Annotated in this window: 6 protein-coding genes; 5 read left to right on the top strand and 1 reads right to left on the bottom strand. The window is 75.5% G+C overall.

The features are described 5' to 3' along the window. The first annotated feature begins 211 nt into the window (after positions 1-211). The 3 genes from AB0M97_RS30450 (at position 212) to AB0M97_RS30440 (ending at position 4,719) form a co-directional block, all read left to right on the top strand. On the top strand, positions 212-2,041 hold the full coding sequence (locus AB0M97_RS30450) for a gamma-glutamyltransferase (protein ID WP_365964207.1): 1,830 nt from the start codon (positions 212-214) through the stop codon (positions 2,039-2,041). 183 nt (positions 2,042-2,224) lie between these two features. Further along, the gene (locus AB0M97_RS30445) at positions 2,225-3,070 is read left to right on the top strand and encodes an inositol monophosphatase family protein (RefSeq protein ID WP_365964206.1); all 846 of its coding nucleotides are present in this window, start codon (positions 2,225-2,227) and stop codon (positions 3,068-3,070) included. Positions 3,071-3,309: 239 nt separating this feature from the next. Then, the gene (locus tag AB0M97_RS30440; protein WP_365964205.1) at positions 3,310-4,719 is read left to right on the top strand and encodes an NAD(P)/FAD-dependent oxidoreductase; all 1,410 of its coding nucleotides are present in this window, start codon (positions 3,310-3,312) and stop codon (positions 4,717-4,719) included. 94 nt (positions 4,720-4,813) lie between these two features. Here the strand turns inward: AB0M97_RS30440 and AB0M97_RS30435 are convergent, their stop codons facing one another. Then, positions 4,814-5,176, bottom strand: coding sequence for a metalloregulator ArsR/SmtB family transcription factor (locus tag AB0M97_RS30435; protein WP_365964204.1), 363 nt, complete (start codon positions 5,174-5,176; stop codon positions 4,814-4,816). 67 nt (positions 5,177-5,243) lie between these two features. Here AB0M97_RS30435 and AB0M97_RS30430 point away from each other — a divergent pair, with 67 nt between their 5' ends. Together AB0M97_RS30430 and AB0M97_RS30425 are read left to right on the top strand one after the other, a co-directional pair. Next, a complete protein-coding gene (locus AB0M97_RS30430; RefSeq protein ID WP_365964203.1) occupies positions 5,244-7,151 on the top strand; it encodes a heavy metal translocating P-type ATPase in 1,908 nt (635 codons plus the stop codon). A gap of 119 nt (positions 7,152-7,270) precedes the next feature. Then, positions 7,271-8,737 carry an AlkA N-terminal domain-containing protein gene (locus AB0M97_RS30425; protein ID WP_365964208.1) on the top strand — a complete coding sequence of 489 codons (1,467 nt, stop codon included), beginning with the start codon at positions 7,271-7,273 and terminating at the stop codon, positions 8,735-8,737. Positions 8,738-8,828 lie beyond the last annotated feature (91 nt).

Here is an 8,828-nt window from a genome sequence, read left to right as displayed (position 1 = left end):
TTCCCCCCCCCCCCCCCCCCCCCCACCCCCCCCCCCACCACCCCCCCCCCCCACCCCCCCCCGGTCGGGGCCGGGGGGGCGCCCCCGCGGGGGGGGGGGCCCCCCCCCCGCGGCGGAGCCGCAGGCCCGGGAGGGCCCAGGGACGGCCGCGGGGAGACAGGGCGTAGGTTCCTTCCTGCTCCCAGCGGACCGACGCGCACCGAGGTGACCGATGCAGTTCACGACCCGCCCGACCCTCCAGGGCACCTTCGGCATGGTGTCCTCGACCCACTGGCTCGCCTCCCAGGCGGCGGTGGCCGTGCTGGAGGACGGCGGCAACGCCTTCGACGCGGCCGTCGCCGGGGCGTTCGTGCTGCACGTCGTGGAACCCCACCTCAACGGACCGGCCGGCGAGGTGCCCATCCTGCTCGCGCCGGCCGGGGGCGAGGTGCGGGTGCTGTGCGGGCAGGGCGTCGCCCCCGCCGGGGCGAGCGCCGCGCACTACCGCGGGCTCGGCCTGGAGCTCGTCCCCGGCACCGGCCCGCTCGCCGCCGCCGTGCCCGGTGCCTTCGACGCCTGGATGCTGCTGCTGCGCGACCACGGCACCAAGTCCCTCGCCGACGTCCTCACGTACGCCGTCGGATACGCCGAACACGGCCACCCACCCGTGGAACGCGTCGGCGAGACCGTCGAGACCGTACGGGAACTGTTCGAGACCGAGTGGACGACGTCCGCCGAGGTGTACCTGCCGAACGGCCGCGCGCCCCGCCCCGGCGAACTGCTCCGCAACCCCGCCCTCGCCGCCACCTGGCGCCGGCTGCTCGCCGAGACCGCCCGCGCGGGCGACCGGGAGGCGCAGATCGACGCCGCGCGGGAGGTGTGGCGGACGGGCTTCATCGCCGAGGCCCTCGTACGGCAGGCCGCACGCCCCACCCTGGACACCAGCGGCACACCCCACACCGGCACGCTGACCGGCGACGACCTCGCCGCCTGGACCGCGACCTACGAGGCGCCGGCGACGTACGACTGGAACGGCTGGACCGTGTGCAAGGCCGGCCCCTGGAGCCAGGGCCCCGCCCTCCTCCAGCAGCTCGCCCTGCTCCCGCCCGAACTGCCCGCGTACGGCTCCGCCGACTACGTCCACCTGCTGATCGAGGGCTGCAAGCTGGCCATGGCCGACCGGGAGGCCTGGTACGGGGACGCCGCCGACGTCCCTCTCGACGACCTGCTGTCGGACCGGTACAACGCCGAGCGACGCACGCTCGTCGGGCAGCGGGCGAGCCACGAGCTGCGGCCCGGCAGCCCCGGCGGGCGCACCCCGAGGCTGTGCGCCCACGCGCGCGTGACGGCCCCGGCGGGCGCCGCCTGCGACGCGCTCGGCGTCGGCGAACCCACGGTCGCCAAGCGGCCCGCTTCCCCGGTGCCCGGCGAACCCGACGTGGGCGCCGACGGCCTCACCCGCGGCGACACCTGCCACATCGACGTGGCCGACCGCTGGGGCAACATGGTCGCCGCCACCCCCAGCGGCGGCTGGCTGCAGTCCAACCCCGTCGTCCCCGAGCTGGGCTTCCCGCTCGGCACGCGCCTGCAGATGACCTGGCTGGAGGACGGTCTGCCGAACACCCTCACCCCGGGCCGCCGCCCCCGCACCACCCTCACCCCGTCCGTCGCGCTGCGCGACGGCGTGCCCGTCATGGCGTTCGGCACGCCCGGCGGCGACCAGCAGGACCAGTGGCAGACCCACTTCTTCCTGGCGGTCGCCCTGCGCTCCCCGGTCCGCGGCGGCCTCGACCTCCAGGGCGCGATCGACGCACCCAACTGGCACAACGACAGCTTCCCCGGCTCCTTCTACCCGCGCGGGATGCGGCCGGGCAGCGTCACCGTGGAGTCCCGGTTCGACCCGGCAGTGATCGAGGAGCTGCGGCGCCGCGGGCACGACGTCGGCGTCGGCGACCCCTGGTCCGAGGGACGGCTGTGCGCGGTCGCGCGGGACCCGGAGACGGGCGTCCTCTCGGCGGCGGCGAACCCGCGCGGGATGCAGGGGTACGCGGTGGGCCGCTGAGACACGCGGCGCCGGTCCGCCGGGACCGGGCCCCGGCCGCCTGGCTCCCGCCGCCTGACCCCGGCCGCTGCCCCCGCCGCCGAGCGCCCGGCGCCCGGTGTCCGATCTGGGCGTTCATGGCGATTCCATCCGCAGTACACGGGCCGGGTGGGGATTGTCAGCGGTGCGTGCTCTCATGGAGACATGATCGAAGACACGGAAACCATCGAGGAGTTTCTCGCCCGCCACTCGACCGACGTGGAGGAGGCCGTCCGCAAGGCCGCGGCGGCGGAAATCATGCCGCGCTTCCGCCAGCTCGCCGCGCACGAGGTCGACCAGAAGAGCGGCCCCCACGACCTGGTCACGGACGCCGACCGCAAGGCCGAGCTGTACCTGACGGAGGCGCTCGTCGCGCTGCTGCCGGGCTCCGTCGTGGTCGGCGAGGAGGCGGTGCACGCCAACCCGGCGTCGTACGAGGCGATACGCGGCGACGCGCCGGTCTGGATCGTCGACCCGGTGGACGGCACCCGGCAGTTCGTGCACGGCGACGCCGGCTTCTGCACGCTGGTCGCGCTCGCGCTGGGCGGCGTCGTGCACGCCTCGTGGACCTACGCCGCCGCCCGCGACCAACTCGCCACCGCCGTCCGGGGCCAGGGCGCCTTCCTCGACGGGGAGCGGCTGCACGCGGGGGCGCCCGAGCCCGGCCGGGACCTCCAAGTGGCCACCTCCCACCCGGACTACACGACCGAGGAGCAGAAGCGCGCCCTGCTCGGCCTGCGCACCGAGGGCGTCGCGCCGCGTCCCTGCGGATCGGCCGGCCTGGAGTATCTCGCCGTCGCCCGGGGCGAGTCGGACGCGACCGCGTTCTCCTGGGAGGCCGCCTGGGACCACGCGGCGGGCATCCTGCTCGTCGAGGAGGCGGGCGGCACCCACCTCACCCGCACGGGCCGGCCGTTCCGCATCACGGGCGGCAACGACCTGCCGTTCACGGCGGCGCGGGACGAGGCGACGGCACGACGGGTGGCGGGGCTGCTGGCAGAGGGCACCTGAACGACGCCCGCCCCCGGCGACGTGGCCCCGCCAGCCCGCCAGGCCGCCAGCCCGGCAGGCCGCCAGCCCGGCAGGATGACCGCAGCCCGCCCCGGCCCGCCGCGGCACCCCCACGCCCACGCCCACCCCCACTGTCACTGTCCACAGGATGACCACCCGCCCCCCGTCACGATCCGTACCCGGGCCTATCCTGATCCCGAGTGGCCATCGGCTGACGAAGGGGTCCGAAGGTGCCGTCGATGCTCGATGCGGTCGTGGTGGGTGCGGGGCCGAACGGACTGACGGCTGCCGTGGAGCTGGCCCGCCGCGGTTTCGCGGTCGCCGTCTTCGAGGCGCGGGACACCATCGGCGGGGGAGCCCGCACCGAGGAGCTCACCCTGCCGGGCTTCCGGCACGACCCGTGCTCCGCCGCGCACCCCCTCGGCATCAACTCACCCGCGTTCCGGTCCATGCCGCTGGAGCGCTACGGCCTGGAGTGGCTGCACGCGCCGCTGCCCATGGCCCACCCCTTCCCGGACGGCACCGCCGCCGTGCTGTCCCGGTCGGTCGGCGAGACCGCCGCCTCGTTCGGACCGCGCGACGCGGGCGCCTACCGCAGACTGGTCGCGCCGTTCCTCACCAAGTGGGACACCCTGGCCCGCGACTTCATGTCCCTGCCGCTCACCGCCCTGCCCCGCGACCCGGTCACCCTCGCCCGCTTCGGGCTCGTCGGACTGCCCCCGTCGACATGGCTGATGCGCCGCTTCCGCGACGAGAGGGCCAAGACCCTGTTCGCCGGGCTCGTCGCCCACGTCATGGCCCCGCTCGGCGGTTTCGCGACCGGCGCCATCGGGCTGGTCTTCGCCCTCGCGGCACACGCCCGCGGCTGGCCGGTGGCCCGCGGCGGCTCCCAGTCCGTCTCCGACGCCCTCGCCGCCTACCTGCTGGACCTCGGTGGCACGATCCACACCGACTACGAGGTCAAGCGCCTCGACGACCTGCCGCCGGCCCGCGCCTACGTCTTCGACACCTCGCCCACCGCCCTCGCCCGGATCGCGGGCCTCGGCAGCTACTACGACCGCTACCGGTACGGCCCCGGCGTCTTCAAGATCGACTACGCGCTGGACGGGCCGGTGCCCTGGACCGCGCCGGAAGCCCACGCCGCCGGCACCGTGCAGATCGGCGCGGACAGCGCGGAGATCGGCACCGCCCTGCGCGCCGCCGCCCGGGAGGGCCGCGCACCCGACACGCCGTTCCTCATCACTGTGCAGCCCGGCGTCGCCGACCCCGGCCGCGCCCCGGAGGGCAAGCAGGTGTTCTGGGCGTACGGCCACGTCCCGAACGGCTGGACGGGCGACCTGACCGACGCCGTGGAACGCCAACTGGAGCGCTTCGCCCCGGGCTTCCGCGACCTCGTCCTCGCCCGCGCCACGGCGGGACCGCCCGAGATCGCCGCCCGCAACGCCAACTACATAGGCGGTGACATCGCCTCCGGCGCCGCGTCCGGACTCCAGCTCTTGCTGCGCCCCAAGCTGTCCCTGTTCCCGTACAGCACACCCCACCCGGCCGTCTTCATCTGCTCCTCGGCCACCCCGCCGGGACCGGGCGTGCACGGCATGTCCGGTCACAACGCGGCGAAGGCCGTCTGGCGACGGCTCCGCCAGACCTGACAGAGCCGCGACGGCGCCGACCCGTGTCGGGCGCCCCGTCCCGTGCCCCGTCCGCCTCCGGACAAGGCGTCATCCGGTCAGGCAGCTGACGCCGTCACTCGGCCGCGTCACTGAGCCCCAGCCGCAGGTGCTCCACGTGGTACACGGCCTGGTCGAGGAGTTCGGCGACATGGTGGTCGTGCAGCGCGTACACCACCGACCGGCCGCGGCGCTCGCCCACGACCAGGCCCAGGTTGCGCAGCAGTCGCAGCTGGTGCGAACACGCCGACTGCTCCATGCCGACCTCCGCCGCCAACTCGGTCGCGGGCAGCGGCCCTTCGCGGAGCCTGGCGAGGATCAGCAGCCGGGACGGCGTGGACAGGGCCTGGAGCGTGGTGGCGACCTTCGCGACGTTGCCCGCGTCGAGGCGGACCCGCTCGGCGGTGTCCTGCGCGGGGGTGACGGCTCCATGACCCATGGCGCCATCCTACCCACCCCACATGAACGAATGAACATATCTTCATCTGTTCCTGTATGGTGCCCGCGTGTCCACGACTTTCGCCCCCACCCCCGTTCCGGCGGCCGACCGCCCGGCGCCCCGCCGCCGCACCCGCGTGCTCGCCCTGCCCGAGGCCCGCTGGGCGCTCGCCGCGACCGTCGCCTTCCTGCTCGGCCTGACCCTCGACCTGGGCGGCGCCCCCGGCTGGGCGTACGGCCCGCTGTACGCGGTCGCCTACGCCGCCGGCGGCTGGGAACCGGGCCTGGAGGGACTGCGGGCGCTGCGGGAGAAGACCCTGGACGTCGACCTGCTGATGATCGTCGCCGCGCTGGGCGCCGCCGCCATCGGGCAGGTCCTCGACGGCGCCCTGCTGATCGTCATCTTCGCCACCTCCGGCGCCCTGGAGGCCCTGGCCACCGCCCGCACCGCCGACTCCGTGCGCGGTCTGCTCGACCTCGCCCCGGCCACCGCGACCCGGCTGGCCGACGGCACCGAGGAGACCGTGCCCACCGCGTCCCTCGCCGTCGGCGACCTGCTGCTGGTGCGGCCCGGCGAGCGCATCGGCGCCGACGGCCGTGTCACGGACGGCACCAGCGAGGTCGACCAGGCGACCATCACCGGCGAGTCGGTGCCGGTCGTCAAGCGCACCGGCGACGAGGTCTTCGCCGGCACCCTCAACGGCACCGGAGCCCTGCGCGTCCGCGTCGCACGCGACCCCGCCGACTCCGTCATCGCCCGGATCGTCGCCCTGGTCGAGGAGGCGTCCCGCACCAAGGCGCCGACGCAGCTGTTCATCGAGAAGGTCGAGCAGCGCTACGCCGTCGGCGTCGTCGCCGCCACGCTGGCCGTGTTCGGCGTCCCGCTGGCCTTCGGCGACAGCCTCACGGACGCGCTGCTGCGCGCCATGACCTTCATGATCGTCGCCTCGCCCTGCGCCGTCGTCCTCGCCACGATGCCGCCCCTGCTGTCCGCGATCGCCAACGCCGGCCGGCACGGCGTCCTCGTCAAGTCCGCCGTCGCGATGGAACGCCTCGCCGAGATCGACACCGCCGCCCTGGACAAGACCGGCACCCTCACCGAAGGCACCCCCGAGGTGACCGCCGTACGGCCGGTGCCGGGCTCCGGGCTCGACGAGGACGCGCTCCTGGCGCTGGCCGCCGCGGCCGAGCACCCGAGCGAACACCCGCTGGCCCGCGCCGTCGTGGCCGCCGCCCGCACCCGCGGCCTGCGCCCGGCGCCCGCCCGGGACTTCACGGCGCTGCCCGGCTGCGGCGTCACGGCCGTGGTCGGGGGAAGCGTGATCGAGGTCGGCCGGGCGGACACCCCCGAGGGCGACGAGACGACCGTCCGGGTCACCCGTGACGGCACACCGGTCGGCACCCTCGCCCTCACCGACCGCGTCCGCTCCGACGCGCCCGCCGCCACCGCCGCGCTCACCGCGCTCACCGGCGCCTCACCCGTCCTGCTGACCGGCGACAACGCCCGCGCCGCCGCCCGGGTCGCCGCGGCGACCGGCCTCACCGACGTCCGCGCGGAGCTGCTGCCCCAGGACAAGGTGACGGCCGTACGCGGCATCCAGGACACCGGGCGCAAGGTCCTGTTCATCGGCGACGGCGTCAACGACGCACCCGCCCTCGCCGCCGCCCACACGGGGGTGGCCATGGGCCGCGCCGGTTCCGACCTCGCGCTGGAAACCGCCGACGCCGTCGTCGTACGCGACGAACTCAGCGCGGTCCCGGCGGCCGTCCGGCTGGCCCGCGCGGCCCGGCGCCTGGTGGTGCAGAACCTGGTGATCGCGGGCACGTTCATCACCGTGCTCGTCGCCTGGGACCTGATCGGCCACCTGCCGCTGCCACTGGGCGTGGCCGGTCACGAGGGCTCGACGGTCCTGGTCGGCCTCAACGGCCTGCGCCTGCTGCGCGAGTCGGCGTGGCGGCGCGCGTCGTCGGCCTGAGCCGCGTACCCGCCCATCACCCCAGGGACGCGGGGAACCCCAGGCACGGCGAGGACGATGTCGGATTCTCGCCAGCCCTCGGGCCGCCGGTCGCCGATGCTGGACGCATGCAGAAGGCGATGCACACCGACACCGAGCGCTGCGTGCGCGCCGTGCGCTCGAAGGACGCGCGGTTCGACGGATGGTTCTTCACGGCCGTCCTGACCACCCGCATCTACTGCCGCCCCAGCTGCCCGGTGGTGCCGCCCAAGCCGGAGAACATGACGTTCTTCCCGAGCGCGGCGGCCTGCCAGCAGGCCGGGTTCCGGGCCTGCAAACGCTGCCGCCCCGACACCAGCCCCGGCTCCCCGGAGTGGAACCGGCGGGCCGACCTCGTGGCCCGCGCCATGCGGCTCGTCGCCGACGGCGTGGTCGACCGCGAGGGCGTGCCCGGCCTCGCCGCCCGGCTCGGCTACAGCACCCGCCAGGTCGAACGGCAACTGCTCGCCGAGCTGGGCGCCGGCCCCCTCGCCCTGGCCCGCGCCCAGCGCGCCCAGACCGCCCGGCTGCTCATCGAGACGACCGATCTGCCGATGGCGCAAATCGCCTTCGCCGCGGGCTTCTCCTCCATCCGCACCTTCAACGACACCGTCCGCGAGGTCTTCGCGCTCGCCCCGACCGAGCTGCGCACCCGCGCCCCGAAAACCCCCGGCAGCGCCCCCGGCGCCCTGTCCCTGCGGCTGCCGTTCCGCGCCCCCCTCACCCCCGGCAACCTCTTCGGGCACCTCGCCGCCACCGCCGTACCCGGCGTCGAGGAGTGGCGGGACGGCGCCTACCGGCGCACCCTGCGGCTGCCGTACGGGCACGGGCTCGTCTCCCTGGCGCCCAGACCCGACCACATCGCCTGCCGGCTCACCCTCACCGACCTGCGCGACCTCACCGTCGCGATCAGCCGCTGCCGCCGCCTGCTCGACCTCGACGCCGACCCCGTCGCGATCGACGGCCAGCTGCGCACCGACCCCGTACTCGCCCCGCTGGTCGACAAGGCGCCGGGACGCCGGGTGCCGCGCACCGTGGACGAGGCGGAGTTCGCCGTACGGGCCGTCCTCGGCCAGCAGGTCTCCACGGCCGCCGCCCGCACCCACGCGGCCCGCCTGGTCGCCGCGCACGGCGAGCCGGTCGAGGACCCCGAGGGCGGCCTCACCCACCTCTTCCCCTCCACCGGGGCGCTCGCCGCCGTGGACCCGCAGACGCTGGCGATGCCGCGCACCCGGCGCGCCACCCTCACCACCCTCGTCGGCCGGCTCGCCGACGGCTCGCTGCGGCTGGGCGTCGAGAGCGACTGGCAGCGCACCCGCGCCGAACTGCTCTCCCTGCCCGGCTTCGGCCCCTGGACGGCCGACGTCATCGCCATGCGCGCCCTCGGCGACCCCGACGCCTTCCTGCCCACCGACCTCGGCATCCGCCGCGCCGCCCGCGAACTCGCCCTGCCCGCCACGCCCGCCGCGCTCACCGCCCGCGCGGCGGCCTGGCGGCCCTGGCGGGCGTACGCCGTGCAGTACCTGTGGGCGACCGACAGCCACCCGATCAACTTCCTTCCGGTATAAGAGGCCATTTCAGTTGGTGAGTCTACGGTGGCATATGAGGGTGGCTGAGATGGCAGCGAAGGCGAGGAAGTGCTCGGGCTTGCGCTCGTAG

It is taken from the genome of Streptomyces sp. NPDC051207, assembly GCF_040682395.1.
GTDB lineage: Bacteria > Actinomycetota > Actinomycetes > Streptomycetales > Streptomycetaceae > Streptomyces.
This window is presented reverse-complemented; position numbering and strand designations above follow the sequence as displayed.

Coding starts and splice junctions, on each gene's coding strand:
- AB0M97_RS30450 (WP_365964207.1), top strand. CDS start 212: ATGCAGTTCACGACCCGCCCGACCCTCCAGGGCACCTTCGGCATGGTG.
- AB0M97_RS30445 (WP_365964206.1), top strand. CDS start 2,225: ATGATCGAAGACACGGAAACCATCGAGGAGTTTCTCGCCCGCCACTCG.
- AB0M97_RS30440 (WP_365964205.1), top strand. CDS start 3,310: ATGCTCGATGCGGTCGTGGTGGGTGCGGGGCCGAACGGACTGACGGCT.
- AB0M97_RS30435 (WP_365964204.1), bottom strand. CDS start 5,176: ATGGGTCATGGAGCCGTCACCCCCGCGCAGGACACCGCCGAGCGGGTC.
- AB0M97_RS30425 (WP_365964208.1), top strand. CDS start 7,271: ATGCACACCGACACCGAGCGCTGCGTGCGCGCCGTGCGCTCGAAGGAC.